The 26,796-nt window shown below is 59.2% G+C and carries 24 protein-coding genes and 1 pseudogene; 7 read left to right on the plus strand and 18 right to left on the minus strand.

The window, feature by feature from the left end; all coding sequences use genetic code 11:
- Window positions 1–5: 5 nt before the first annotated feature.
- The 12 genes from tssG to AC1DQ3_RS16925 all read right to left on the minus strand — a co-directional run bounded on the left by tssG (window position 6) and on the right by AC1DQ3_RS16925 (window position 14,065).
- Window positions 6–1,109: a type VI secretion system baseplate subunit TssG gene (gene tssG / locus AC1DQ3_RS16870; RefSeq protein ID WP_477121315.1), complete on the minus strand. Its 1,104-nt coding sequence runs from the start codon at window positions 1,107–1,109 to the stop codon at window positions 6–8.
- Window positions 1,064–2,827: a type VI secretion system baseplate subunit TssF gene (gene tssF / locus AC1DQ3_RS16875; RefSeq protein WP_477121316.1), complete on the minus strand. Its 1,764-nt coding sequence runs from the start codon at window positions 2,825–2,827 to the stop codon at window positions 1,064–1,066. Before tssF ends, tssG begins: the two co-directional genes overlap by 46 nt.
- On the minus strand, window positions 2,820–3,284 hold the full coding sequence (gene tssE / locus AC1DQ3_RS16880; RefSeq protein ID WP_477121317.1) for a type VI secretion system baseplate subunit TssE: 465 nt from the start codon (window positions 3,282–3,284) through the stop codon (window positions 2,820–2,822). Before tssE ends, tssF begins: the two co-directional genes overlap by 8 nt.
- 44 nt (window positions 3,285–3,328) lie before the next feature.
- The gene (locus AC1DQ3_RS16885) at window positions 3,329–3,811 is read right to left on the minus strand and encodes an Hcp family type VI secretion system effector (protein WP_477121318.1); all 483 of its coding nucleotides are present in this window, start codon (window positions 3,809–3,811) and stop codon (window positions 3,329–3,331) included.
- 101 nt (window positions 3,812–3,912) lie between these two features.
- Window positions 3,913–5,424, minus strand: coding sequence for a type VI secretion system contractile sheath large subunit (gene tssC / locus AC1DQ3_RS16890; protein ID WP_477121319.1), 1,512 nt, complete (start codon window positions 5,422–5,424; stop codon window positions 3,913–3,915).
- 62 nt (window positions 5,425–5,486) lie between these two features.
- A complete protein-coding gene (gene tssB, locus AC1DQ3_RS16895; protein WP_477121320.1) occupies window positions 5,487–6,050 on the minus strand; it encodes a type VI secretion system contractile sheath small subunit in 564 nt (187 codons plus the stop codon).
- 82 nt (window positions 6,051–6,132) lie between these two features.
- Entirely contained in the window at window positions 6,133–6,267 is a 135-nt protein-coding gene (locus tag AC1DQ3_RS16900) for a hypothetical protein (RefSeq protein ID WP_477121321.1), read from the minus strand.
- Window positions 6,268–6,307: 40 nt separating this feature from the next.
- The gene (locus tag AC1DQ3_RS16905; RefSeq protein ID WP_477121322.1) at window positions 6,308–6,601 is read right to left on the minus strand and encodes a hypothetical protein; all 294 of its coding nucleotides are present in this window, start codon (window positions 6,599–6,601) and stop codon (window positions 6,308–6,310) included.
- Window positions 6,588–9,815, minus strand: a complete 3,228-nt coding sequence (locus AC1DQ3_RS16910) for a hybrid sensor histidine kinase/response regulator (RefSeq protein WP_477121323.1) — start codon at window positions 9,813–9,815, stop codon at window positions 6,588–6,590. Before AC1DQ3_RS16910 ends, AC1DQ3_RS16905 begins: the two co-directional genes overlap by 14 nt.
- Before the next feature lie 756 nt (window positions 9,816–10,571).
- Window positions 10,572–11,063 (minus strand): hypothetical protein, encoded by a 492-nt coding sequence (locus AC1DQ3_RS16915; RefSeq protein ID WP_477121324.1) that lies wholly within the window; start codon window positions 11,061–11,063, stop codon window positions 10,572–10,574.
- A gap of 140 nt (window positions 11,064–11,203) precedes the next feature.
- A complete protein-coding gene (locus AC1DQ3_RS16920) occupies window positions 11,204–12,973 on the minus strand; it encodes a methyl-accepting chemotaxis protein (protein ID WP_477121325.1) in 1,770 nt (589 codons plus the stop codon).
- 15 nt (window positions 12,974–12,988) lie between these two features.
- The gene (locus AC1DQ3_RS16925) at window positions 12,989–14,065 is read right to left on the minus strand and encodes a TauD/TfdA family dioxygenase (protein WP_477121326.1); all 1,077 of its coding nucleotides are present in this window, start codon (window positions 14,063–14,065) and stop codon (window positions 12,989–12,991) included.
- Window positions 14,066–14,595: 530 nt separating this feature from the next.
- Between AC1DQ3_RS16925 and AC1DQ3_RS16930 the strand changes: the two are divergent.
- The 4 genes and pseudogenes from AC1DQ3_RS16930 to AC1DQ3_RS16945 all read left to right on the plus strand — a co-directional run.
- Window positions 14,596–14,990, plus strand: a pseudogene (locus AC1DQ3_RS16930) (transposase); the annotation flags it as partial.
- 264 nt (window positions 14,991–15,254) lie between these two features.
- The gene (locus AC1DQ3_RS16935) at window positions 15,255–16,067 is read left to right on the plus strand and encodes an IclR family transcriptional regulator domain-containing protein (protein WP_477121327.1); all 813 of its coding nucleotides are present in this window, start codon (window positions 15,255–15,257) and stop codon (window positions 16,065–16,067) included.
- A 281-nt stretch (window positions 16,068–16,348) separates the two neighbouring features.
- Window positions 16,349–16,603 (plus strand): type II toxin-antitoxin system prevent-host-death family antitoxin, encoded by a 255-nt coding sequence (locus AC1DQ3_RS16940; RefSeq protein ID WP_477121328.1) that lies wholly within the window; start codon window positions 16,349–16,351, stop codon window positions 16,601–16,603.
- Window positions 16,603–17,019 carry a PIN domain-containing protein gene (locus tag AC1DQ3_RS16945; protein WP_477121329.1) on the plus strand — a complete coding sequence of 139 codons (417 nt, stop codon included), beginning with the start codon at window positions 16,603–16,605 and terminating at the stop codon, window positions 17,017–17,019. The genes AC1DQ3_RS16940 and AC1DQ3_RS16945 overlap by 1 nt, the downstream gene beginning before the upstream one ends.
- Window positions 17,020–17,084: 65 nt before the next feature.
- Here AC1DQ3_RS16945 and AC1DQ3_RS16950 read toward each other — a convergent pair whose 3' ends face one another.
- Complete coding sequence (locus tag AC1DQ3_RS16950) at window positions 17,085–18,275, minus strand: monovalent cation:proton antiporter-2 (CPA2) family protein (protein WP_477121330.1); 1,191 nt, start codon at window positions 18,273–18,275, stop codon at window positions 17,085–17,087.
- 681 nt (window positions 18,276–18,956) lie between these two features.
- On the opposite strand from AC1DQ3_RS16950, the gene AC1DQ3_RS16955 reads away from it, so the two are divergent.
- Together AC1DQ3_RS16955 and AC1DQ3_RS16960 are read left to right on the plus strand one after the other, a co-directional pair.
- On the plus strand, window positions 18,957–19,553 hold the full coding sequence (locus AC1DQ3_RS16955; RefSeq protein WP_477121331.1) for a hypothetical protein: 597 nt from the start codon (window positions 18,957–18,959) through the stop codon (window positions 19,551–19,553).
- 58 nt (window positions 19,554–19,611) lie between these two features.
- Window positions 19,612–19,734 (plus strand): hypothetical protein, encoded by a 123-nt coding sequence (locus AC1DQ3_RS16960; protein ID WP_477121332.1) that lies wholly within the window; start codon window positions 19,612–19,614, stop codon window positions 19,732–19,734.
- Window positions 19,735–19,929: 195 nt separating this feature from the next.
- On the opposite strand, the gene AC1DQ3_RS16965 is transcribed toward AC1DQ3_RS16960, so the two are convergent.
- On the minus strand, window positions 19,930–20,085 hold the full coding sequence (locus AC1DQ3_RS16965; protein WP_477121333.1) for a hypothetical protein: 156 nt from the start codon (window positions 20,083–20,085) through the stop codon (window positions 19,930–19,932).
- 251 nt (window positions 20,086–20,336) lie between these two features.
- Between AC1DQ3_RS16965 and AC1DQ3_RS16970 the strand changes: the two genes are divergently transcribed.
- Window positions 20,337–20,906 carry an ankyrin repeat domain-containing protein gene (locus tag AC1DQ3_RS16970; protein ID WP_477121334.1) on the plus strand — a complete coding sequence of 190 codons (570 nt, stop codon included), beginning with the start codon at window positions 20,337–20,339 and terminating at the stop codon, window positions 20,904–20,906.
- Window positions 20,907–21,296: 390 nt separating this feature from the next.
- Here AC1DQ3_RS16970 and AC1DQ3_RS16975 read toward each other — a convergent pair whose 3' ends face one another.
- The 4 genes from AC1DQ3_RS16975 to AC1DQ3_RS16990 form a co-directional block, all read right to left on the minus strand.
- A complete protein-coding gene (locus AC1DQ3_RS16975) occupies window positions 21,297–21,458 on the minus strand; it encodes a hypothetical protein (protein ID WP_477121335.1) in 162 nt (53 codons plus the stop codon).
- 1,830 nt (window positions 21,459–23,288) lie between these two features.
- The gene (locus AC1DQ3_RS16980; RefSeq protein ID WP_477121336.1) at window positions 23,289–24,278 is read right to left on the minus strand and encodes a hypothetical protein; all 990 of its coding nucleotides are present in this window, start codon (window positions 24,276–24,278) and stop codon (window positions 23,289–23,291) included.
- 242 nt (window positions 24,279–24,520) lie between these two features.
- Window positions 24,521–25,498, minus strand: a complete 978-nt coding sequence (locus AC1DQ3_RS16985) for a ParB/RepB/Spo0J family partition protein (RefSeq protein ID WP_477121337.1) — start codon at window positions 25,496–25,498, stop codon at window positions 24,521–24,523.
- A gap of 3 nt (window positions 25,499–25,501) precedes the next feature.
- Window positions 25,502–26,641: a ParA family protein gene (locus AC1DQ3_RS16990; RefSeq protein ID WP_477121338.1), complete on the minus strand. Its 1,140-nt coding sequence runs from the start codon at window positions 26,639–26,641 to the stop codon at window positions 25,502–25,504.
- Window positions 26,642–26,796 lie beyond the last annotated feature (155 nt).

A 26,796-nucleotide genomic window follows, 5' to 3' on the forward strand; every position in this document is an offset into this window, starting at 1 on the left:
CCGATTCAGGAATTCCGGGGCGCGGCGCCGGCCGCGCGCAGGGCAAGTCGGACCATCGCGGGGCGGCGCGTGGTGGCGGATGCGGTGCTGGCCGAGGTGGCATCGGCCGCGGGGTCGGATGCGACGGCCAGCCACGACGTCCACCCGAGGCGGGACGCAGCGCGCCCCAGGTGCGCCGGCTGCCGCGATGCGATATGCAGGACCAGCTCTACATTGAACTCCTGCTGCGCGTGGCAATGCACCAGCCATGCCACGCGTTCAAAGTCGCGGCCACCGGGCAGCAGCGCGGCGACGCGCTCCGGCGCCAGCGCGTGGACCTCGATGCGGATGCCCGCCGCCTGATCCCAGGTTCTGCGTCCAAGCATGCCCGCGAGCCCGAGTCCGGCCTGCACGCCGGTACCGCGCGCGGACAGCCGCAGCGAATCCCCCTCGTCCACCGTGCGCCAGGCGCCAATGAACTGGGCGCCGTTCACCCGCAGGCCGAGGCGGTCGGACAGCAGTGCCAGCAGCCCCGCCATCGAGCGCGGGCCACCGCCGAGCAGCCCCGCATGCCCCAACCAAAGCGCCGCGCCATGCGGGCCGCGCTCGCCGCGGCGCAGTCCCAGGTTGCTCAGCGCGTCCAGGCAGGATGCGAGCGTGCTGGCGGCCGGCGTTTGTCCGGCCAGCGCGGGCGCATGCTTCTTGCGCCCGCGGTACAGGAACGACAGGAAGCGGTGATTGAAAATGTCGAGCAACTCGGACGTGGCATGGTCGCGCGCTGCCTGCCGCTCGAGCAGCATCTCCGTGTAGGCGAGCGGCAACGGCCCGTCCGTGCCGGCAAGCGTCAGCACGGGGGTGGTCAGCGTGTACGCCGGACAGCTGTAGTACTCGGCCCCGGCCGCTTCCTTGCGCACGGTGCGGATGTCGGCGGGCTGGAACGCCAGCGACACCAGTCCCCGCAGGCGCACGGCTTCGCCAGCGCCGTTGCCGCGCCCGAGCGGCTGCGCGCCGGGAACTGCCCGTTCCAGCAGGCTGATGGCCTGGAACAGATCGAAGCCGGCGGGGCGCGCGCTCAGCTGGCCGATCAAAGCAACTGCTGGCAACCCGTCATCGGCTCCCATTGCTTCCATATCTCGTCTCCCCGGCGTACCACCAGCCGTACAAAGGAATTCACCGATGTGTAGAGGGCGAAATACCGCGCCAGCACGGCGCCCATCAGCAGTGGCGATCCGCCGACAAAGGCATCGGTATCGAACTCGATGGTCACTTCCGTGCCGCGGCAGTAACCCCGCCATGCGTCGGTACCGACGCGCGCCGTCACGCCGCGCACCTGTACGCTGCGGATGCCGCGAATCTGCTCCAGCTCGCGCGTTCCGTCGCCGGCGAACAACTGCAGCATCTGCTGCACCTGCGCCCGCCCGGTCGCCCCGCTGGCCAACGCCCCGTGATTGAGCGTCAGCAGCGATATCAACTGCCACAGCGTCTCGCTGCCAAGCGGCGGATTGCGTTGCACGGTGGGCTCGTAGAGGCAGCGCACGCGCGCATTCTGTGAAACGTGCTCGACCACCATGCGCGCGCCCACCGGCACTTGTTCGGCCAGGCGCCGGTTGGTGCACAGCACGTTGGCATAAACCACCGGCTCCACCGGCAGGCCCTGCAGGTGGGCCCCATCGATAAAACTCAGGTACATATCGGTGCCGGACAGGTTGGCGCCCAGGGCGGGCTCGCGCCGGGCCGCCCAGAACAGATCGCCGGCGCCCGCCTCGTCATCCGACGCCGCGGAGAACGGCCGCACGCTTTGCGAACGGTCGCTGGACGGGTCCGACAGCACCACCGATACGATCGAGTGGATCTCGGTCGTCGTTTCGTGCCGCTGGTCTGCCACCAGCCTGTACTCGTAGTGGCGGCGGTCGAGCAGCAACGGCTCGGTGGTTTGCGAGAACAGGTTGATGGCAGGCGTGCAGCCCAGCCGGAAATGGCTGGCATCGACCGTGCCGATGCTGCGTGGCGCGCGCCGCAGATGCAGCACGACATCGCAGCTGCGGCCCGGTCCAAGCCGGCCCGCGGGCAGGGACAGGTCGAAGAATTGGAATTTGCGCGGAAAGGCGAAGTATTCCTGCATCAAGCCGTACGCTGGCTGCGCATTGCCGGGGCGCGGTAGCACGTTGTCTTCCACACCATAGCCAACCTCACGCCATGCCGTGGCGGGCAGCGTCAATGCGGCGCCGTCCCCGGCGTGTACCGAGATGCCGGAAATACCGGTCGCAAGCAACTCGTACAGCGGCGCCGTCGTCATCCAGTCGCCTTGGAGGTGCAGGCGCAACGTACCGAGCGCAAGCTCGGAGAAGTCGAAACCCGGCGCGCAATCCAGCGTAAGCCGCAGTGCGTTGTGTTCGGCGAGGCTTGCCTGGCTGATGGTGAGCGGCCACAGCACGGTGTCCCATGCGGTGCGGAACCGGCACAGCTCACCGGCTTCGGTGCGCGCCTGCAAGCCCGTATGCCGGGGCACGCGGAAGCCGGCCGTGACCTTGCCCTGCGCGGGGTCCAGCTCGAACTGGGCAATGGTCATCGAGGGAAGCGGCTGCACCAGCGACGGACAGACATTTTCCAGCAACGATGACGCAACCTGCGGGAAGGTCTGGTCCAGGTCACGGTGGACGCGCGCGGCCAGGAAAGCGGTGGCCTCGATCAGGCGTTCAGTGTGCGGATCGAGGGACTCGCTGCCGTGCAAGGCCAGACGCGAAGCCACCTTGGGATAGCGCGCGGCGAACGCAGCGCCCTGTGTGCGCAGGTACGACAGCTCGCGCTTGTAATACTGCAGGATATCGCCGGAGTCCGCATCAGCCATGGTGAGTCCAGCGTGGCTCGGCGGCGGACTGGCCATGCGCCGCCAGTTCAAACGCGGCCCGCCCGAGCGTGGCGCCTACCCGCAGGTCGCCGCCTATCACCAGCACGGGACGGGCCGTAGGGCTATCCGGTTTCACAAAGTGCACCGTGGCGTTAGCCAGCCGGGGTTCATATAGCGTGATCGCACGCAAGACCAGCGCGGCGATGGCTTCGCGGTCCTCGTCTGACTGCAGCGAGCGCGATGAGAAATCCGGCACGCCATAGTCCATCACCGTGCCGTCGGCCTGGTGAAATGCTTCCGATCCCAGCCGCGAACGCGTGTTGAGCAAGCGGCCAAGTTCCCGCGCCACCGAGTCCCGCAACGATGCGCCGTCCGGCAGTAACGCCGAGGACGGCGCGCTGCCGGCCACCAAGCGGTCAAACAGCGGCATTGGCGAACCATTGATGATGGCCGACATGAGGCGGACTCCAGGCTAGGCACCGATGACGCGGAATGCGGCGATCAGGACAGCGGCTTGTTCTTCGACACGTCCCAGCCGAATGCCGCGGTGCCCTTCTTCGTCGAATCTATATTCTGCTGCGTGTACTCGGTTTCGAAGCCCGTGAAATGCAGCGTGAAGTTATCGACCACGTCGCCCCTGGCGCTGTTGGTGCTGATGGTGGCAACCATGGCGTTCCTCAGCGTGTAAGTGATAAGCGGCATAAATTTGTCACTCTCGTTGCGACCAATCATGAACTTGACGTCGCCGAGCTTCTTGCCGCCGGCGCAGGCGGCGTACAACCCTGGCGTGGACTGGTCGCTCATCTTCTCGAACGCGAAATCGGTGAAGCTCGGCCGCCCCAGCGTGCGTTCCGAATTAGCGGCATCTTCACCGATGCGCAGGAATGCCGCGTGCGAGAAGCCCAGGATCAGGATCTTGTCCGCGTGTCCATCGATCATCGAGTTTCCCTTTATGCTCTTGATTTCAAGGATCATTGTGTCCATGATGTTCCTACCTCAAAAAGTGGTACGAAAGAAGGCGGACGCACGGCTGCGCCGCACGTCTGCGCCATTACGCGGCCATTGCGTGGCCATTACGCGGCCCATTACGCGGCGGCCGCGGGCAGCTCCGCCACCAGGCGGATCGAAGCGGTCAGTTCTTCCATTTGGAAATGCGGCTTCAGGAAGCACGTGGCACGATAGGCGCCGGGCCTGCCCGGCACCTCGGTCACATCCACGCGCGCCTCGCCCAGCGGAAAGCGTGCCTTGGCCTCCTGCGAGGCGGACGGATTGATCAGCACGTAGTCCGCGATCCAGTTGTTCAGGTAGTTCTCGATTTCCGCGCGGTTCTGGAAGCTGCCCACCTTGTCGCGCATGATCACCTTGAGGTAATGCGCGAAGCGCGATGCCGCCAGCACGTACGGCAGCCGTGCCGACAACTGGGCGTTGGCGTTGGCGGCATCCTTGTTGAAGACCTTGGGCTTGTTGGCCGTCTGGCTGCCGAAAAACGTCGCGGAGTTGGACCCCTTCGAATTCACTAGGGCGATAAAGCCAAGGTCGTTCAGTTCCTTCTCGCGGCGGTCGGTTATGGTTACCTCGGTCGGGCACTTAAGCGCCACATCGCCTTCGCCCGTCTTGAAGGTATGCGCGACCAGTCCCGCGACCTTGCCGCCACCCTCGACGCCGCGAATCGCGGTGGCCCAGCTATGCTTGGCAAAGGCATCGGTAATGCGCAACCCGAGTTGGTAGGCCGAGTTGGCCCACAGGTATTTGCCGTGATCCGTGCCGTCGACGTCTTCCTCGAAACTGAAGCTCTCGACGGGGTTGGTCCTGGCGCCATACGGCAGGCGGGCCGCGTAGGAGGGCAGCACCAGCGAGACGTAGCGCGAATCCTCGGACTCGCGGAAGGCGCGCCACGAGGTCAGTTCCGCGCTCTCGAAAATCTTCGACATGTCACGCGTCACGCCCAGGTCGGTAAAAGACTTGAGGTCGAACAGGGCCGGCGCCGCCGCGGTGATGAACGGCGCGTGCGCGGCGGCGGCAACCTTCGAGATACGCTCCAGCAGGGCGAAATCCTGCGGATGGCGGCCGAACGAGTAGTCGCCGATAAGCAGCGAATACGGATAGCCGCCGAACGTGCCGTACTCTTCTTCGTAGACCTTCTTGAACAGCACGCTCATATCATGGTCGACCGCCGACTCCAGGTCCTTCAGCAGCTCGCCCTTGGTGACGTTGAGCAGCCTGAGCGTCAGGTTCTGGCCCGTCTCCGTGCCGTACACCATGTCATGCAGGCCGGTCCACGAGGCTTCCAGCGCCTGAAACGCAGGGTCGTGCATGATCGCGTTGAGCTGGTCCGTAAGCAGCTTGTCGATTTCCGCGACGCGCTCGTTGATGGTTGCCACCAGGCTCTTGTCGGGGCTGGTGCGCATGCCTTCGTCGAGAATCTGCGACGCGAGCTGGCCGATCAGCTTCTTCGCGTAGACGCTCTGTGAAGGCTCCATCGCCATATTGCCTTGCTGCACGATTCGTTCGAGCAGAGGCAGTTCGCTTTCGTCGGTGACGAACGCACTTGCCGTCGATTCAGTTGCCGCGTTGTCAGCGGCCGGATTGCTTGCCATCTGGATCACCCTTTTGGGAATTCATTGCATCCAACATCCAAGACTCGGGGGCAGCAGCCACGTTACGCGGGCGCCGCGTCGCCGGATTCCGGTTCATCCGCGCTCGCCGCCGATGCCGGGGCTTCAGCCGGCACGTCGCCGTGAGCCTGGTTGCGCACCTTCTCGAGCTCGTCGGCATCGCGCACGATGCGTCCCAGCAGCGAGTCGAGCTCGTCGTTGCCGTCGAGCTTGCCCAGCAGATCGCGCAGTTGCTGGCGAGCTTCAAGCAGCTTGGCCAGGCGCGGCACCTGTCCCACCAGGCTCTCCGGATGGAAATCGCTGAATTTCTCGAAGTTGAGCTCGACCTTGAGAGTGGACTGCTCCTTCATGGTGTCGGGCACCGACAATTCCAGTCGCGGCCGGATCTTGCCGAGGATCTCATCGAAGTTGTCGCGATCGATCTCCACGAAGCGGCGCTCCCTCAGCTTCGGTAGCGGCTGTGCGGGGTGCCCGGAGAGATCGGCTAGCAAGCCGACCACCATAGGCAACTCGCGCTTTTCTATGGCGTCCCCGGTCTCGACGTCGTACGTGATATGAACACGGGGTGGGCGGTTGCGTCCAACCCACTTCTGCAGACTATTGGACATGGAACTCTCCAAATGGACTTGAATGCGTCCGATGAATCATCGATCTCGCGGGGAATGCACTGCATGTTCAAGCCTGGCGCCATCAATGCGGCGCGGCGCTTTCTCGAAACTGGCTGGCCATGGACTCGGTCAGTTTCGCCTCGTCGGCACAGGTGGCACATTCGACCACGTAATACAGCGCATGAGCGACCAGCATTTCAGTGGACCACTGAACCATCAATTTGATCCACCTTTCGTCTTAACAAATAATTTACACTTCAAATATCACGACGAATAGAGTACTTAAAGCGCACCCTCTTGGTAAATAGTAATAAATCGAATTTGATGTGAATATTTTTTACGACGTTGTTTCCTAATTCAGAATGCCACGCGGCGAAAAACTGCTCCGCCGTCAAGGTCCGCGCCGCGGCCGCAATCGGCCCGAGTGAGCTTGCCCCCGCAAGACGAATCCCTTGAGATCGAACTGAAGCAAGGAGAGCTGTGATGCCAAGCAGGACAAAAGCGCGGCGGGAAAGCAACGTGACAGCCGGCGTATGGCTAGCTTGCAACATCGCCCGGCGCAGCCCTGACTACGGACTGAATGGCGCTTATCTGTTGTCTCAATTCGAATTCCAACTGCACAACAATCGGTTCACATAATTCCGGCGATCCGCCTGTCATACGTATCGCCGTTGTCAGCGCGTTTACCAGGCGCTTGATCTCGATCGCGCCAATCATGGCAGCGAGTCCACTCAACGTGTGCGCCAGGCGCTCAGCCTTTTCAACATCATTACGGGATAGCGCATCACGAATGGCCTCGGGCACATGCTCCTGATCGCTCACGAAGGATTGCAGCACACTCTGGTAGCGCTGTGGGCCCAGCATCTGCTGCCACTCGATGCCTGGATCCGGTCCTTCAATTGCCTCAGGCATTTTCCAAGCCTCTGCCAGGAAAGGCTCCCGATTCGCATTGATCGGGCAAGCCACCTGGGTCCATCTGGCCAGCGCCCCGATCAGCGCCTCCGGTCGAACTGGTTTGCCGATGAAATCGTCCATGCCCGCGGCGATGCACCGATCCCGATCTTCCACCATGACATTGGCGGTCAACGCCACAATCGGCACCTTTAACGAATGTGGCGACGCGCGCAGCACGCGCGTCGCCTCGAAACCATTCATCTCCGGCATATGTAAATCCATAAATATGATGTCGTAAGGGAGCTGTCCGGCCTTGATAACTGCCGTCAGTCCATTCTCTGCGATGTCCACAATCGCTCCGGCATCACGCAGCATTTCTCCCACAACCTGTTGATTCAGGAGGTTGTCTTCGACGAGAAGAACCCGTGAACACCTGATAGCAGCCCCCCTCTCTGGCGTCATTGACACAGCCTCTGACGGCAATCCTTCCCGCCGTTTGCCCTCGAGCAATGGGAGAAGCGCGTCGAGCAGCCGATGGCCGCTTACCGGCTTCATCAGAATACTCACGTCGCAATCGTCGGTGCGCTTATCCTCCACGAGGGCATCCCCATATTCACCCAGCAGCAGCAAATAAGGAGGTTCAAGGTGCTCGAGATTGCGGATTCTCCGCGTGACTTCAACCCCACTGATCCCCGGCATGCGAACATCCACCAATACCATTGCGTAGGGAGAACCTGCTTCATTGGCACGCCGAATCTCTGCCAGGGCCGCCACTCCCGACTCGACGGCACTTGCGCTGAAGCCCAGTGCGGCTAATTTCTCAACGAGGACCGCACAGGTCGGAGGATGATTATCGACGATCAGGACCGATTGGCCACGCAGCGCGGACGGTAGTTGCCGCGCGCCTCCCGCCGTCGGGCTAGCAGCCGAAAAGCGTGCGGTGAACCAGAACACAGACCCGACGCCGGCCACACTCTCCACACCAACCTGCCCGCCCATGAGCTCGGCCAGTTCCTTGCTGATCGCAAGCCCCAATCCTGTACCACCGTATTTCCGCGCAACCGCGGCATCCGCCTGCGCGAAGCCTTGGAAAATGCGAGCGACCTGATCCTCGGCGATACCGATTCCCGTGTCACTAACGGAAAATCTCAAGAACAGTCCGCTATCCGATTTTTCCACAGTCTGCACGGCGACAATAACTTCACCTTTCTCAGTGAACTTTATTGCGTTACCAATATAGTTCCGCAGAATCTGACCCAATCTGCACGGATCGCCGACTAAATTTACCGGAATATTTGAGGGAAGATTGACTACGAATTCCAGCTCCTTTGGATGCGCCAGTGCCGCCATCTGGCTGGATACCTCGTCCATAACCTCGCTCAAGTCAAATTGAACATCTTTTACCGTGAACTTCCCCGCTTCAATCTTCGAAAAATCCAGGACGTCGTTAATAATGTTCAGCAAATTCTCTCCGGCCCGTTCAATCTTGCGCACGTAATCACGTTGGCGTCCGGTCAGGCTGGTTCTCAGCGTGAGATGGGTGAACCCAATGATGGCATTCAGTGGGGTCCGTATCTCGTGGCTCATCCTTGCGAGAAATTCCGCCTTGGTTCGCGTTGCATCTTCAGCGACCTCCCTCGCTTCGCGTGCGGCTAGCTCGGCCATCTTGCTCTGCGTGATATCTGACGATACCCCCCCTACCGCAAAGATGTCTCCTCTGATATCCCTTATTGGAAACTTATATGACATATATATCCGATCGCGGCCGTCCGACTGTCGAATCGACTCCTCGCGCTCAACAACAGCGCCACTCATCAAGGCCATCAACTCGTTCGGCGGAAACTGATTGCCATCGTCGCGATTAAGCATGAGGTCTCGATCCGTTGCACCGAGCGCATCTGCCATCTTCACTCCGGCCAGTTCACACCAGACCTGGTTTACCAGGATATAGCGGCCCTCAATGTCCTTGGCGTAGACTACCGCTGGAATCTGGTCAAGCAATGCCTGCATGAGCATCCGACTCTCAGCGAGTTCATTCTCGGCGCGCTGGTGCTCCGCCCTCAATTGCACGGACGCTGCCCGCTGGTTGCGGTAGTCGCCCACCGCCCAGGCGAGCACGCCGAGCTCGGAGGCTTCATCGTCTTTTCCTGCCTGTGCCTGCTTCCCCTCGCTCAGCAGCTGTGTTTCCCGGCTCAGGCGCAGCACCGGCTTTAGTACCCGGCGTTGATAGAGGGCCAGCGCCAGCAGTATCGAGATCGTGTTCAATACAGTTGCAACAACGGCGATACGCGATGCAAGTCGGCTGCCCGTCGTCAGATCCTTCGTGACCAGAGTCAGGCGTGAATCTATACGTGTCAGGCCGGTATCCGCTGACCCCGTAATGCCGTCAAGCGCAGCCGAATACCCCTCCCCGTACACCAGTCCGATGGCTCCTGCAAAATCGCCGGCGCGCCTTGCTTCGTATGCCTGCGCTTCAACTTCAGCAAGTTCATTCGAGTTCTTCGCCGCCTGATCGATTAATGTCATCTCGTCGGCTGAGGCGCCAAGTGCTCGCAACTGGGCTGCAGCCGCCGCAACAGTCCCCTTGGTGAGTTCCATCTGATACTTCTGCCAATATCCCATGTCCCCTGTTGTTACGTACGCCCGAATCAAACTTGTGAGGGTGCGCCTCCCCTCAAGCAGTGAACCGCCAGCCTGGATTGATCCGACAAGGAAGCCAAAGGCCTGCCGGCGTTCCTCGAGACTCCTCTCCGATACCACGCTGGCTGCCAGCGAACAAGTGGTCAGGACGACAATGAGGCCTATGATTCGGCGGCTCGCGCGGGCTAGCGGCCCCGAATCCAGAATGTTCTTGAACAACTTGTCAATCATTACAACTTTCCTCCCACCGTAGGTTATATTCCAGCCCTGTGATTATTTTTGCATTAATCATCTTTTCGCCGTGAATAGCAGATCGGAAAGTGGCCGAACAACGTGCCCCTGGAAACGCCATCGCCGGGCGCAATTGAGCCATGAATCGACCGTCGAATGTTGGCGAAAAATTCTTCGTTGGGCATGGCCCCTCATGGCCCACGGTGCTGAATRACAAATCTCTCGACGGCGTCCAATCATCAGTCCGCTTCGACTTTAATCGGAAAAATGCTTCTTATTATCGTCCTCCACTAAAGCGGAACGATATCGAATATATTTGATTTCAGTACTGTGTCCTATCAGCCACGAGGGCATGCCCCACGAGCACGACAAGCTCGTTCATGCATGCCTGGAGATAAGGTAGACGCGGCGCTTGAGTCAAAGCACCCGGGTCGGCGCACGGCTGTTCCTGAAACGAGCGCCAAATCGTCGGCGATAGCGACGAAATGGCGCGCAGTTTCCAGACGGCAATGGCGCTGGACTGATTGGCGACATGGTCGGGAGCCGGTCAGCAAGATTTTCGGCATGCCCCTGTTTGAGTATGGGTGCACACCGGCTATTGACACCGGGATATTATTGGCGAATAGAACAATGTAGTACAAGATTCTATATTCAATTATATCCGGCCGATCCAATTGAATAGGACGATCTATTTGGCTCTATGCGGGACAGTCTTTTTCGCGATCCGTCGGAAATAACTGTCCTGTCTTGATCATCTCATCTCGTCTCGCCTGACTGCTGCGGTGGCTTGGCGCTTTCCTGCGCCAGTTGCAGCGCGAGCTGTTCACATTGGCTGCGCACATAGTCCAGCGTGCGATAAGTCCGGCCTCGAAAGCCTGGCTTAACTGTCTCCGCTACACGCCTCAGCTTCGGCATGTCGTCCATGTTGGTCAGCGCGGGCAAGATATCACCAGCCTGCGCACAATAAAAACCGAACCAATAGACCACCGCCGGGCCTGGCAGCGTTTGGCAGAGATCGTTCAGGCAGGGGCCGGCATAATCCAGCCCTTCGTGTGCCCTTGCATCGATCTTCTCAAAATCCTCGCCAACCAGCGGATGCCCTGCCGGCAGACCCACATAGCCGCACAGATGCCCGCCAAACTCGCTGCGCCGGATCAAGCAGATGTAGCCCGTACTGCCGTCGCGCCATTCCAGCCGATCAGGCTCGTCGTGCCATGGGCCAGCGCCCCAACTATTCTTCTTCATCATTGCTCGGTCGTTGCCTCCCGAATTTGATTGCTCGCGCCTACGGCGGCGAAGAAATCTCATGGTTACTCCCTTGCGGGTTTTCCGCTCCTGCGACATCGGTGCTGACTATCACTTTTGTCTGGTGTGCCTCTGTACTCTAGTCAGTCTTTTTTGCACTCTTCCTCACTCGCCGCGCGGGCCCCTTCCGCTGCATGGGCCAGCCTCTGTATGGGCCGTGCCGCCGCGCGCTTGAGCACTGGAGCGGGCGTCCTGGTCGGAAAAGCCGGTGCTCGCCGCGCTAGTGCCGGAACGCCATCGGCCGGTCCACCCGCGTGGGTGGCGACTGCCTGATGCGGTTCCGTGCGGGCGTGGCTCTGCCCCTCGATGCGAAAAATGGATATCGCCTGCATCAAGTCTCTCGCGCGGTCCTGCAACGAGTCCGCCGCGGCGGCGGCCTGCTCGACCAGTGCGGCGTTCTGCTGCGTCACCTGATCCATCTTGCCGACGGCGGTGTTCACCTGCTGAATGCCCGCGTCCTGCTCGCCGGTTGCTGCCGCGATCTCTGTCATGAGGCCCGCGACTCGCTTCACGCCGGCAACAACCTGGTCCATCGTTTCTCTCGCCTCGGCAACTTCTCTGCCACCGGCCTCCACCTTACCGACGGAATCCTCAATCAATGCCTTGATCTCTTTCGCGGCCCCTGCGCTGCGTTGCGCGAGGCTTCGCACCTCGCCGGCCACCACGGCAAAGCCGCTGCCCTGCGCGCCAGCTCGCGCCGCCTCTACCGCGGCATTCAGCGCCAGGATGTTGGTCTGGAACGCAATACCGTCGATCACACTGATGATCTCGGAAATCTTGCGAGCCGACGTATTGATCGAACCCATGGTTCGCACAACGCCGGAAACTACCACACCGCCTTTTACTGCGATGCCGGATACGCTTGTCGCGAGGTTGTTTGCCAGCCGGGCATTTTCCGCGTTCTGCCTTACCGTCGCCGTCATCTCTTCCATCGAGGCGGCCGTCTCGGCCAATGAGCTGGCTTGCTCCTCCGTTCGAGAGGAGAGATCGCTGTTGCCGCTGGCGATCTGGCCAGATGCCGTTGCAATGGTGTCCGCGCTAGCGCGGACCTGGCCAATGATGCCCACCAGGCTTTCGGCCATGTCCTTCAACGCCTGCATCAGTTGGCCAACTTCGTCGCGGGATCTTACTTGTATCCCCTGTGTCAGGTCTCCCTGAGCAACTGACCTCGCTAGTCGAACGGCCGCCTGGATGGGGCCGGAGATCGCTCGGACCAGCCACCAACCGATCAGCGTGGCCAACAGGATCCCTGCGATCACTGCCGCGATAGTGATGGCGAACACAATGCCATAGCGTTCCTGCTCCTCTTCGTACTCTTGTTTGGCCACGTCCAGTTGTAGCCGAATCAGCGCATCAACGGCATTCCGGACTGGCGCATAGAGGTCCTGCATCGCCCCACGCGAGATGGCTTCCACATCCGCCTTATCGCCAGCAAGCAGCGCTGAGATCGCCGGGGCGACCCCTTCATTCATGAATGTTTTATAGCGCTCGGCAAACTGTTCCGACAGCGCTATTTCCTCAGGCGTCAGGAATGTTGTCTGGTAAGTCTTCCACTCCTTCTCCGCGTCCCTGAACTGTTGGCTGGCGTCCTCGATCGCCTTCGCTTGTTTTTCCCGATTGCCGACATCAGCGGTGGCAATTGCCAATCGTCCGGTCAACATGAGTTGTGTCATCCGATCGAGATAGTTAAGGGCGATCAACCGGTCGTCATAGACGGTCTTAAGAGAGACGTTGACCGTATGCATACCCCAGACACCCAGGCCACCGATTCCGATCAGTAATGCCGACAATAGTGCGATCACAAAAAACAAGCGTGACCTGATACTGAGATTGTTGATTTTTTTCGCTCTCACAATGATTTCTCCGGTTCAGTCGGGATACAGATAGGCTTTCAACGCTACCCCGTGCGTTCGGACGCCATCCTGAGGTCCGCTGTCAGTGCGTCCCTGAAACTCCGTCGTCATGTAGTCAGGCAGCGCGGGGCCATCTGGGCACGCAAGCCATTGGCGTAGCAAATAGCGCCGCCGGGCAGGGTCACGCCAATCCTTATATGGAGTCCTTGCGTGAAGGATTGCATGGTTCAGCAAGAACTGCATGTCGCCGGGGCGGAACTTCATGTCCAGAGGGATGCCGCCTTTGTTGGCAAGTTCATTAACCAGAGCAATGGCCTCGCGTTGCGCTGAATCCAGTGCTGCCACACCGGGGAACGCCTGCGCTTCCCCAATCGCCTTGGCACTGAACACGACAATCATCCGCCCCCCACATTCACGAAACAGCGGCATCTGAAAGTATGGCTTCTGACCGGGCCTTACCTCGCCCCAGCGGGTAAAACTGTAGATCTTCAGTAGTTCGACAGCCAAATCAGGGCGACGTCGCACCACCTCGTTCCACACGGTAGTAGAACTGGCGATTCGCGAACGACCTCCGGAGCGCGCGCCGCGGATACACATCAGGCCCACGAGGTCAGCGGCATCGGTACGAAAGCTCAGTTCTGCCGGATTCCGATTGCCACGGGTGGCGGGATCCGAGTAGTCGAGGCCGAGATTGACAACATGCCCAAGCACATGGCCCTTGGCGTTCTGGGAAACAGCCTCACCGAAATGCGCACCGATGCCTCGAAACGCATAGGCTTGCTCCTGCAACGTCATCCCCATTGTATTCAGGCCGCGTATCAGCGCAAATCCTCGCCCGTGCTTGATCTCGCGGCCTATGCATTGCAGCCTTGCGCCGAACGAGCGTAGCGGGAAATCAGCCGCAGTCATCGAAGCCAAGTCGGTGTCTGCTGCAACAGCATTAGCCACTGCCTGGAGGATTTCCAGTTGTTCGTGCTCTGAAAGCTGGAAAATCCATTCGCTGCTGTGACGGAAATTATTTCCGTACCAGGACTGTTCATTTTGGAAAATCGGCAGATCAGCGCCTTCGACTTTAACCATTTCCCTGGTCATGGGACACACCGCATCCATTGCGGTCGACATTTGGTGGGCCAGTTTCGTATGCCCGGGCGCGAGGGAAAAGATGGGGCCTTTGCGTGGCGCAGCCGCGCGATCACGTCTTCGTTACAGTGCTCGTACAAGGGCGGGAGCCGGCCGACGAAATCGTTGTCGAGCGCAAAAGCGCGGCAAATGGCGGCGACACTTGGAGTCGGCAGCGCGGTCGGCGCGGATACGCCATAGCGGGAGAGATGATCCCAGCGAGAATGATCGTACATGATCCACGGCGTGCTACATATCGACTGTCTTGCCATTTTTTCCCCTTATCGCGCATCTCGGTAAAGCCGCTGCACGGCGCCCTGATGGCGCGGTCTTCTCGAAGGCAGGGTGCACTTCCAAAGCGTCTACGATATTTCCTTCGCCTGTGCTTCTCAAGTTTGTTCGCTTGACATTTCACACGGTGAAACTCGCGAATCTCAGGATTGTGTACAGAATCCGGACAAGACCTAATATCGATGAACAGGCTTGGGAGGCACAATACGCGTATGAAACAGACAGACCTTGGCCTCGACTTGAACAGCCGGCGCGCGCGCAAGCGCGTGTTTCTTGACAAGATGGAACGCGCAGTGCCGTGGCGTGAATTTGTGGCACTGATTGCGCCGGACACGCCGACCAAAGCAACGCGTCGCCCACCAAGTCCGGTTGAAGCGACGCTGGGATTCCACTTCTGGCGACAATGGTTTGGTCTGAGCGACGTGGCCATGGAGGAAGCGCCGTATCACACTCCTCTGTACCGTGAACTCGCTGGCATGGGTGGCATCAGCGGCTCCCCGACCGCGTCAGCCTCCAGCGCTTCCGACATCTGCTCGAGCGCGATCAACTGGCCGATCAATCTCTCAAGTCCGTCAACGAGCAACTCACTGCTCGCGGCTATATGCTGAGCAGCAACTGCACACACTGCTTGCCTTGAGCAATCTGTGGATGTAGCGTCGCCGGTTTTTTACGCAGCCAAGCGATGAGCGCGCGTGGAATCGGGAAGCAGACTCGAAACAGGGAAAATAGCGTCCGCGTTTATGCCGAATCTGGCATCGAATTCGCGTGAGATGGTTCCTTGATTTCATCTGCGGGCACTCGTTTAGTCAGTTCAGCGTTTCCGGGTTGGTTTTGAATCCCATCCCTCAGTCTCAGCAAGGTCATACAGAACATGTGGAATCCCAAAGTCAAAACAATCACAACGCTGGATCGCGGCCTGGCTGTACTGGATGCGGTGTACGCGACGCCGGGCGCCAGTCTTCAGCAGTTGCACGCTGGAACCGGCCTTCCCAAGGCCACTTTGCTGCGTATGCTGGTTACGCTGGAGCGCCGCGAACTCATCCGGCGGCGCCTTGCCGATGGATATTTCTGTCCCGGCAGCCCACCTTCAAGGCGCGGACGTCAACTCGCAATGACGGATCGGCTTGCGCAATGCGCTGCCCCTGAACTGGATCGCCTCCAGGCCGAGGTTTTGTGGCCCTCGGATTTGGCAATCCGCCAGGGACACTCCATGATCGTGTGCGAGACGAATCGAGCACAGTCCTATTTCAGGGTTCAGTACGACGGTATCGGCTCTCGGCTCAATATGCTGCGTTCCGCGGTGGGACGGGCCTATTTGGCCTTTTGCCCCGAGAAGGAGCGCAAGTCCATTCTTTCCGCCCTATGCCGCAGCCGGAGGGCTGGCGACGCTGCGGCGCGCAATCACGCAGCGCTGGATGTGGTACTCGAACGGACCCGACGACAGGGCTATGGTTTGCGTGAGCAATCGTACGGCGGAGAATATGACAAGACACGCTCCGAACAGAACGACAGACTGGAAGCGCTGGCTGTACCGATCCTATCGGAGAGCGGTCGCCTCTACGGCTGTGTCAATATCGTCTGGATTCAGAATGTAAGAACGGTTGATCAAATGGTCCAGCAATGCCTTGAATCGCTTCGCCGCACGGCAAAGGATATTGCCCGGAAGATGAAGCGGGCGCCGTAGTTGATCCGCGGGTGCCCGCTCCGGATTATCGAATGACAGGAGGCAAGAAGGGCGCCAGCGCGCATCTCGCGCACTGATCCCGCATCCGTTCCCAGGAAGCCAGCTTAGGGATCGAGACCGCGGCGAACCTTCCAGCTGCCAAGGCCGACCGCACGGGCGCCGCCGCTTTCGTTTCACCGAGTGAAACCTCGAAAGAAACAGGCACACAGCTTGCGAAGGATGGGCTATGTTTCGCTACATCGAGAATGCACGATGCCGCCCGCTTTACCAGGGAGAAGATCATGTCCATCACCACTTTTACGAGCAGAGAATTCAATCAGTTTGCCGGTGAGGCAAAGAAGGCTTCCAGGGGCGGCCCCGTCTTCATCACAAGCCGGGGTACGCCTTCACATGTGCTGCTTAGCATCGATGACTATCGGAGGCTGTCTGGCGGCATGACCACGCTTGCGCAAGCGTTGGCGCAGCAGGATGGCCCCGGGTTCGAATTTGACACGCCGCGCGCCAGCGGCTTTGCGCGTGCTCCAGAGCTACCCTAATGTTCCTTCTTGATACCAGTGTTGTTTCCGAACTGCGAAAGCCGGCAAAGGCTGACCCTAACGTGTGGGCCTGGGCCTCTTCGCAGCCTATTGCAGCGCAGTTCATTTCCGCAATCACGATGCTGGAGTTGGAGCTCGGTGCGCTGCAGAAAGAACGGAAGGATAAGGCGCAGGACGGCGACTTGCGCGCTTGGCTGAATGAGCAGGTATTGCCGCACTTTTCGGGTCGCATCTTGCCCGTGGATCAGGCAGTCGCTCTTCGGTGCGCGGAGCTACATGTGCCAGATCCGCGCGCAGAACGTGACGCACTGATTGCTGCGACGGCCCTTGTCCACGGAATGACGGTCGTAACACGAAACACGGCTGATTTCGTCGCCAGCGGTGTACGCCTCTTCAACCCCTGGGAAGGCCGGTAGCGACGTTTTCACGCGTTATTCGGCGGCGGCAGCGGTGGATCGCTTGCCGCGAAAGGCTATCAGTACTAGTGCTCCCGCGGAGCGGATGCCTCTGTGTGCTTTTCAGCGCGTGGTTTCGGTAACTGGTTGTAGGCGACGAGAAGAACAGGGGTCGTGAACATCGAAAGGGCGACCACCAGGGTGACAACCGACGACTGGCGCTGATCGATCACTCGCGCCGCCAATGCGGCGCCTATCACCACGAATGCAAACTCTCCGCCTTGCGACAGCAGAATCGAAAAATATGCGCGTTGCGATGAGGGCACCTCAAAGCGCTTCGCGAGAAACCACAGCGCAATCGCCTTGATGGTGACAAGCGTCAGCGCCAGCACTGCAATACGCAATGGCTGGAGTGCCAGCAGGCCAAAGTCAATCGACATCCCGACCGCGATGAAGAACAGACCGAGCAAAAGCCCCTTGAATGGGGCCATGTCCACCTCGAGTTGGTGACGGTACTCGGAATCGGCAAGCAGCACCCCCGCTACAAAGGCGCCCAGCGACATCGACAAATGGACACTCTCCATGAGCAGCGCAATGCCAATCACCCAGAGTAACGCAAATGCCGTGAAGATCTCCGGTGCGCCCGTACGAGCGATGAAGCGAAGTGCGTGACGCAGCAGGAAGCGGCCAACCAGAGCCACTGTGACAAGCATGGCGAGAGCCTTCACGGTCACGAGCCAGCCCGGTTCCGCCGCGACATTGGTTGCCGCCGGGCCAAGCAAAGGCAGGAGCGCAATCAAGGGAATCGCTGCCATATCCTGGAACAACAGGATGCCGAAGGCCGCCCGCCCGGCCGGGGTATCCATCAGCTGACGTTGCTGGAGCTCGGCGATCACCATCGCGGTGGATGACAGCGAGAGTGCGAGGCCGCCAGTCAAGCCGATCTGCCACGGCGAGCCGAATGCGAGATAGATCATTAGAAGGGATGCGCACACGATCATCTGCATCCCACCGTAGCCGAAGATAGCGCGGCGCATCGCCCACAGCTTGGTGATATGCATCTCAAGCCCGATGACAAACATCATCAGCACGATGCCGAGCTCGGAAAAATGGAGGATCGCGTCAACGTCGGTAACCAGCCTCAGGGCCCACGGACCTATGAGGACACCTGCCAGGAGATAGCCAAGTACGGAACCCAAGCCAAGCCGGATCGACACAGGCACCACGACGGTCGCAGCGACCAGGAAGACAAGTACGTCGATCAGCAATGCTTCCATCCTGTCGCTCCTCCATAGTTGCCGCAATATGACGAGCGGAACGCCTCAAGAACAGCGTAGCCGCACGGATCAAGGCAACCTCGATACCAAAGGCAAGGGCAAATTCATCCTAGGCGTTCACCTGGCATTAGTAAACTTGGACGTTGTTGCTTGATCGAAGGGTATGCCGCGGGCGGTGACGCCGACTTAAGGCAGGACGGGCTGGTGAGTTATGTGGATGCATCTCCGTGGATCTCGGACTCCCTTGGGAAGGTGCAAGTGCCGACATAGTATGCGAGCCGGGCGTAAGGCGCGTAAGTGCGCGAACTTGCGAATGGGCAGCGACGGGTACGCTCTTGTCCACTTTCAGGAACAAGTCAGGGAGTTGCCAAAGCCCCTGACATCCCATCGAATTAAAATCGATTCTATGTCCAGGCCCGTCCTTGTTTGCCACAATTCGTCTGCTACGTGGGGGCATAGCGCGCCTGTGGTCCGCGGGCACGACCCAGGGCGGCGCTGCCTGACTGCCCTTTGCCGCAAGGCGCTGAGGTGGCCGGTTCTCGTGCGATTGCGTGTCAACGCTAATTTGAACTGAACTGTCGGCAATACAAACGAGTCTGCCCCGGCCACGTGACACACGCCAGCTGCCCGGAAAGCCTGGGCTCTTCAATCCTTAACCCGTCTGAACAGGGGCAGAGAAACATGGGGATCAAGATCTATAAGAACCGCTTGTCCGGACAGGTTGTGAAAATGTCGATTCCAGACGGTTGCGGTACAAGCAGGCCAATATGGTACGGGGAGATGGCTGCAGCCAGCTACCAGTACGGCGCCGGACAGTGCCATTTTGATTATAGTGACCACTACAGGTGGCTCGTCATTACAGATATCGAGACCAACCCGCAAGGCTTGGGCCTGGGTTCCCTGCTGCTCTATGAAGTCACGAGTTATGCCATCCAAAGCTTGCCGGCTGTGGTCAGTGTTGTCGCTGACTCGGTGGTGATGACCGCGCGCGGTTTTTACTTACAGAATGGATTTCGCCCGGCAAGCTGCAACTTTGAAATGACCAACAAAGACGTGCCAACTCCCGGGGATGGGGTGAATTTTGCGTCGGGCTATTTTCAGGCCAAAGGCGCGGGAGCGGCGATCTACCAGGCCACCAATGGTCTATCGGTGACCCGAAGCATCTTCAGTAACCGCATTAGGGATGGACGCAATGCAGAGCACTGGGAAGCATCACCGCTTACGCTCCTTGCACGAGCCAGGGAGAAATCAGCGCATTGGGAGGAGCAAGTCCCGTGAGGCCGAAAGTCAGCTTTCCCAGTAGCCGGGCTCCCAGAGTCAACGACGGAGGCTGTTCATGAATCAGAACGATGCGGCAACCCTGATCCAACAGCATTGGAGAAAGTTCGCCACGGAGCGGAAGAACGACGCCGGACTGGCCCGGCAGATTGCAGGTTCTACATTTACGCATTCATCTTGAGCGGATACGGTTCAGGCATCGACCTTCCTCGTATGGACGGCACTACAACTGCAATACCTTTGTGACATACGTTCTAAAGAGATTGTCGAGTTTTGTCTGATTTCCCGCCCGGGGCGAAGACGGTTCGCTCCCCCTCGCCCATGGAAGTTCATTTACGGGGTATAGCCGGTTCTCTACGGCGAAACTTGGTTTGCTCTATGAGTCGGCACCCTCGGAAAGCACAACCAGATCGACCGGTTGAAGCACGCCGCCGATCACGGCCGACTCCGAATCCGTGATGCGGTGCGCAACGGAGTCATCGGAGAACAGCGACAAGTCCACGACGGTTTGCCGCCCGCTCAGCGATTTCACGACGAAGCTGCGGCTGGCCAAATTCCTTGGCATAAGCGCAGTCGCTGTTGCAGATCGCTATTTCGGCTGATCGCGCTCACTAACGGCCACGCGTGCCGCGCGCATGGCCGCGACAGCTTCGCCGATCCAAACGCAGCGCGGGCCTGGTCGGGGCACATCGTGCGTTGGTGCAACGTCGACCACCGTCCTGGCGCCCTCCCCCCGCCGCTCTCTTCGGAAAGCTACAATGGGGCCCGATCAGGCGACACGGAATGATGATGCCAGACATCAAGCGATGCGCGGCGTACCGGCAATTCGAGAAGATTCATGCGGCCTTCTGCACCGGCGACATCGATGCGCTGCGCGCGGCGGTCGATGACCCGGCCTGCATTCCCAACGGACCCATGCCGCCCGGGATTGGCGCTTGCCTGGAGTACGCGATCTACCATAGCCCGCTGCCTCTTATCCGCACCTTGCTCGAAATCGGAGCGGATCCCCGGCCGGTGGATCACGCAGGTTTTCCGCCGCTGATTGCGGTGCTTTCATGCAGTCTCGCTCGGCCAGGCGCACCCGCGCGAACGGATGTGATCGAGGTGCTCAAGCTGCTGCTGGCCTTTGGCGCCGATCCTGCGCAGCGCGGCATCAATGACTATAGCGCGCTGCACATGGCAGTGAGCATGCGTAATTTGCCTGCGGTAGAGATGCTGCTTGCAGCCGGTGCGGACGCTGCCTGCCGGACGCGTATCGACGACTGCGCAACCTCACGGGAGATGGCCGAGGCAATGGGGTTGGCCGGGATTTCACGGTTGCTGGCCGCCCATGAAGTGAGCGGACGGCTGTAAGGCAGTTCAACCATCGACCCGCCTCAGGCGATGTCACCCTCGCCCACCATGCAAATCATCAGATGGGATGCCACTGTGGCCGCGGAAGCTGGAGATTTTGCCGTCTGGCGTTCGCGTTGCACCTGCGCAATGTCGCTGGCCGCGCGCCGACGTTTGCCAGCCTGCGTGCGTCTGAGGGTGAGGAACGCGTCGATCGGGTTGTCACCCGCGCCGAAGCCGAGTTGACGAGCGCAATAAGCAGGTCGGCATGGTCTTCGAAACCCTGACCGCGAGCCAACTTCCATTCGAGGATTATCGGCATTGGTTTCTTCTTGACAATTCCGATCGGTTCAGATTCGTAATGAATCGAAATACTTAAATATCAAGTACTTACTCGTGGTCGGGAAGAGCTCAAAGACCGCGGCGCGTGCCAGTACCGCCGGCGGTGGTTGCGGAGCCATCGGTATATCTGGCTGCGGGGGCTTGCGCGCTGGTCGGCTGCTGCTGGCGGCCGAGGATGCACGCCGTGCCGGCCGCCAGCACCCACTGGAACGGCACGCACATCTTTCCCATGGCTCGCAAAGGGCACGCCATTAATTAGTTACGGCTTTGGAAATTTTTGTTGCCACGGGGCTGGTTACCTGCTTTCTATATGTGCCTTATAAAGCACTTACAGAAAGCGTAACGATTGCCGAGATTGGAGACGCGGCCAAGGCTCCAGCAGCCAGCGAGGGGATTGAGCGGTTTATTGCCGAGGTAACAGGGAAACAATGTGAGCATTTGAAGTTAGTGGAGATCGCGCTGCTGAGGATCGCCACTCGCCCAAAATCTGAAAGACTACTCCCCTGCCCTGGCGCTATCCAACACTGCTTCAATTGTGATTGTCCTGCCCACCGGATACGGCCTGCCCTATTGCAGATACTGGAATCGGTCCGACCTTCGGCATTGGGATTCTAGCCGTAGCGCTGCGATGGGCACACTTCAGCGCCGTTGAAACAGGGCGTCGGTAGGTCCGGGCGGCATTGTGATTCGTATCGTCAGCGGATCTGGTAGTCGAAAGGATGCAGAAGTACCCCAGGCTGACCTGTCGCCGCTAGACCGAAGCTAGCTACTATGATGACCAGCGTTCCGCCGTGCGGGATCTGTCCATTGCACTGGCCGGCACTTTGCCGCGGTGACCCGAGCCCATCGCATCGGCACGCCGAATACATTCGCCAGCATCACGTCTGCGGCCGTGCAATCCTGGTCGTGTTTTACCAATTGGATGACAACGAAGGGGTAGACGAGGAAGCCGGTCACGGCATTCGGGGCCTTCATGCTCGGCTCAGCACTCCATTCGATGGAACTTGAACTCAGCAATTGCTGCCTGCACTCGCGCGAGATGGTGGGCAACCGACGACTTGCAATCCAAGCGGAGACGAAGATCTCGCGGCTCGTATAGCACGGAGATCGCATACCACATCGAAGCTGCGACGCAATCGCGTCGCGCTCGCTGAGACTAATCTGTCCCACCTTTGCAATGCAACCGAAGAGAACGACGTTTCTCGCATCGCCCGGCGCTTGCGCAGATGGATGGATGATCCTGTTGAGGGATGGCTGCGCAATATGGGCGAGGTAGTCCGCTACCACGTGGGTAACGAGATGGCCTAGCGGCTCATTGAAGGGTATTACCGGGGCCGCTAATCGGTCGAACAATTTTCTCGGAAATACTCCCAGCGCCGAGCGGTCCGAGCGCCTGAGTAGTTGGCGTCGAAGACACTTGTCCCAAAAGGAGAATCCTTCGGAAGGCACTGGGACACGCGCGCTCGATAGGTGGATGACAACTCGGTACCGAAACCAACCTTCTTCACCGCATTGTGTCGGACACGGGTGACTTGGGACGAGGTTCCCCAGGATCCTCCCCGGCAGCAGAATTCTTCGGGGATTCCCGCGCCACGCATCATTCCTGGTGCCCTTCAGGCGGCCCAAGGGATATTCTCCGGGCAAATTGATTGGTGGTGCGGGCGCGTAAGGTCTAACTCCAGTAACTAGGTGCGCGCTGGGTGCGGGATGTTTTCTTGGCCGGTGCGGGGTCGTGTGCTGTATGACAACAAAACTACCAAGGCCTACCTGCCGCTTACTTTACCTTCTCTTGCTACCTGGCCAAGTGGCAAGAAGGTGGTCCGGACGCGTTTCGAGGGTGGCAATGAATACTACGGGAGCTTTCACCGTGGCGGACATGAACCCATCGGCAATGACGTGTCCAATGGTTGTTTCTGCGTGACTAGCGTTGCTTGCACTCGAGATACCTCCACTTTCTTTTTGAAATTCTATATATATCAAGCACTTACAAAACAGATCGAGCGGCGGCGATATTCGAGCATAGTTCAGTTGATCCGCTAAGTAACTGATTTCATTGGACTTTCAAGTAGAAAGACCCATTCCACGGGATCCGACTCGAACCTTCCCTTCTTGCACTGCCAGAGCAAAGCGAAGGTTCAACGGTAGCGAACCAGAGCGGCTCACCACGGCAGACGCTTCCACGCTGACCGCACCCAACAGCAAACCGTCGGCTCGATAAACAGCAAGTCCGTCGCATTTCGCCATGATCCCGTCGAGCAGGCTCAATGCGGACTTGCGAGCCTCGTCCTCAACCCTTCTGGCCTTGCACGCGCTGGCCATGGTCCCGAAGTCCCGATCCGATTGCAGCAACTTGCGAAGGTAAGCAAAAGCCTCCCTTGCACCCAAGGCACTGAGCTTTCCCCGGCAAACTTCAGCCACATCCTGAAGTCGCTTGCTGTGCTTCTTTGCAACGCCCATCAGCGAGAAAACGGCTTGCGGTGTCAAACCTAGCGCTACTAGCCAGAGCAAAGCAACCGGAAGCCGAGTGCTTCGATCGATCTCTGAGGCAGCCTCCCCTGGGACTGATTTCTGTAAAGATTTCTGCTCATTGGTATGTTCCTTATATAGGCCGTCTTCCACCCTGACAGACGGCCTATTGTGGATAACTCGCTGACGGTCCTGCTTCCGCCAACCGTTCAGGCCAAGCAGGACCAGTGCCTTCTCAGTCAAATGAATGGGGGAGATGTGGAAACGTCCATTCTGGGCGATCCGGATCTGCTCTCGGCTGACATACCCCTTCGATTCGAGGTCATTTAAACCGCGGTAGAGAGAAGACTCGCTGTTGAGAAGCGATTCTGCACGAAGGCGATCCCGGCGTGGCCAGATCGAACCACCAGGCCGGGAAACATTGAAGAACGCGAGGATTCCGAACAATACGCGCCTGGCGGTTATTCCCAGGTCCAGGCAATTGAGCGGGTCAAACGCCGCAGCACGGGCGTTGATGAGTTCAAGAGGGAGAGTGCGAGGGCAAGCAGCTGCCTTGCCGTACGCGTAGCGTTGCGCAATAGTCATATCAACTCCAATATTTAAGGGCGAATGCCCTCCGGAGCTTGACTCGCACAAATCAGTGGCTACACTGAACACTCTCGTTGAAGAAGAGCGCTTCCGGTTCCCGCCGGCAGCGTAGGTGTGGATCTGTGCAAGCAATCTCCACCAAGCAGAGGCCTGGGTTCCCGCCCAGGCCTTTGTCTTTTTGGGATGCTTTCCCTATACGGTCAGGTCATAGCGCTGCCTTTGCGTAGGTAAAAATGGCTTTACTCCGCATCTTTATGTTGTGTCATTTCGTTTTCCAGATACTCGGCAAGACGCGCCTCCCATTTCAGGGCATCGGTCGCATCCTTGAAACGAAAGGCGATCACACCGTTCCGGGTCGTCACGGTGCATACCTGCTTCTTGCCCTGCTTGATGGTGCGTGTCTCGGGGGCCGTCCGCGGCGTCTTCTCAGTCGCGGTCACAAATGCCAAAGCCTGCTTCTGTGTGAACCTGGGATCCTTGGCTAGTCGTCCCACCGCTTCGATGACCAGTGCCCGACGCTCTGGACGTTCGGCCACAAGCGCCGCTAATTCGTACGCGGCGTTCGCTCCAAGACAACTGGAATCGGGCGCGTCCCGAAGGACTTGCAGCACTTCCTCAGGAAGCCGGGAATACGCGAAGAGCTTCGTCAGTTGCGCCTCACTGACCCCAGCCGCAGTGGCAATCTCGCGCTGACTGAGGCCAGTCTGCTGCTGATGACGATAGAAGCCCTCGAACTTCTCAAAATCGGGAAGCGAAGGGGATAGCAGGTTCGAATAGAACGCGGCCAGTTCATGCTCTTCGTTGTCCCTCAGGTCGACGAAGATAGCTGGGATCGTTGGGCGACCGAGTTCCTCGAAAATGTGGAATCGATTGTGCCCGGCTATCAGTTCGAGGGTCCCGTCAGGACGCCGGAAGAGGGCGATCGGATGAACGAGCGGATTCCTCTGCAAGTTCGCCTTCAACTCGCCATACTGCTCTTCGGTGAGCTTCCTTCTCCGTTGCGGGACTTCAACAATATCTGCGAGCGGGACCTCAATGGGCTTACCAAGACTCCACTCCAATTCGGCCGCGCGCTTCTCTGCCGCCGCAACCGCAGACTGGACCGCAAGCATGCGGCCAGGCGAAGTCTTTGCGGTTGCGTCCAAAGGGGCGGGAGCAGCGCTCGCTTTGACCGATACATTGGCGGTCTTTGCGAGCAATTTATCGCCGATACCCATTATTTATTCCTCATTTTTCCAAGCTCTCGTTACCTTGTCGTCGACATGCTGCGCAAGCCGATCGAGCGGTTCACGGAAGCGGTTATATGCCTCGACGCTCCCATCCGGCTTGGATAGGTCGTAGACGGTCGAGAGTTGCGCTGAAGCGCCCTTAGGCACGGACGATTCGGGGATCTCAATATCCAGTACCCGAGAGCCATAGGCCTTGACCATCCACTCACGAACTACCCGGGAGACAGCGTCAGCCTTAACCTTGGTCAAAACGATATTGAGGAAGTCGAAGCGTTTCGACTCCAGCACGCCAGGCAGCTTCTTCGCGATATCGGAGAAAAGATGCCAAAATTGTGTGGAGCTCGCGAAATCCAGGCCGTCGGGGGGACAGGGCATAAGAATGCCGTCAGACGCGATCAGCGCATTGATCGTGATGTAGCTAAGCGCCGGCGGGGTATCGATAACGATAGCGTCGTACTTGTCCGCAAGCGGCAGCAGTCCCTTCCTCAAAATGTCCCAGAATTCAAAGCCCGACTGAGACAGTACCTTCGACGGAATCTCGAACTCGGCGTCRAACAATGCAGACGAGGCGGGGATCAGATCCAGGTTGTGCCAATAAGTCGATTGGACCGCATAATCCAGCGTCTCCTCGTCACCGTAGATCAACGGCAGGAGCGTCTGTCCCTCATCGATCTCTGCGTCCGGCGCCCAGCCGCACAGCTGTGTTGCTGTGCCTTGTGGATCACAATCAACAAGCAACACCTTGCGGCCCAGGAGGGTCAGTGCCTGGGCCAGACAAACGGCGGTAGTCGTCTTTGCCACGCCGCCCTTGAAGTTGCCGACCGTTATCACGCGGCCGCGGCTTCCGGCAGGGCGTTCCATCCGGCCGGAAGCCTTTTTGACCCAGGTAATGGCATCCTCAAGGGTGAAGATCTTCGATCTTCCGTTACCCTGCGAGTTACCAGGTGGCATTCCCCCCTTGGTGGCCAGATAATGAAACCTCGCTTTATCGATGCCGCATAGGCTTGCGATCTGAGTGCTTGTAAACGTAGGCGCGATCTTTCTCGGGTAAGGCTCCAGCATGGCGTCGCGGATCTGTCCGAATACGTCGTTCGCCTGTGAGGCGACTTGAGCAAGACCGTCAATGGTCAAAGCTCCATCCGCCATGCTGTCGGGACGCGGAAGATCCGCTTTAAGTAGGCTAGTTCTGGCCATAAGTCTTGGAGATTCCCTAGAAACGATCTAAAAGCCACGGTTCGACGGTTTCCGTCGGTTTAACGATTTGGCGTAGAATAGCCTCGGTATAC

It is taken from the genome of Cupriavidus sp. 01T418 (assembly GCF_056398885.1).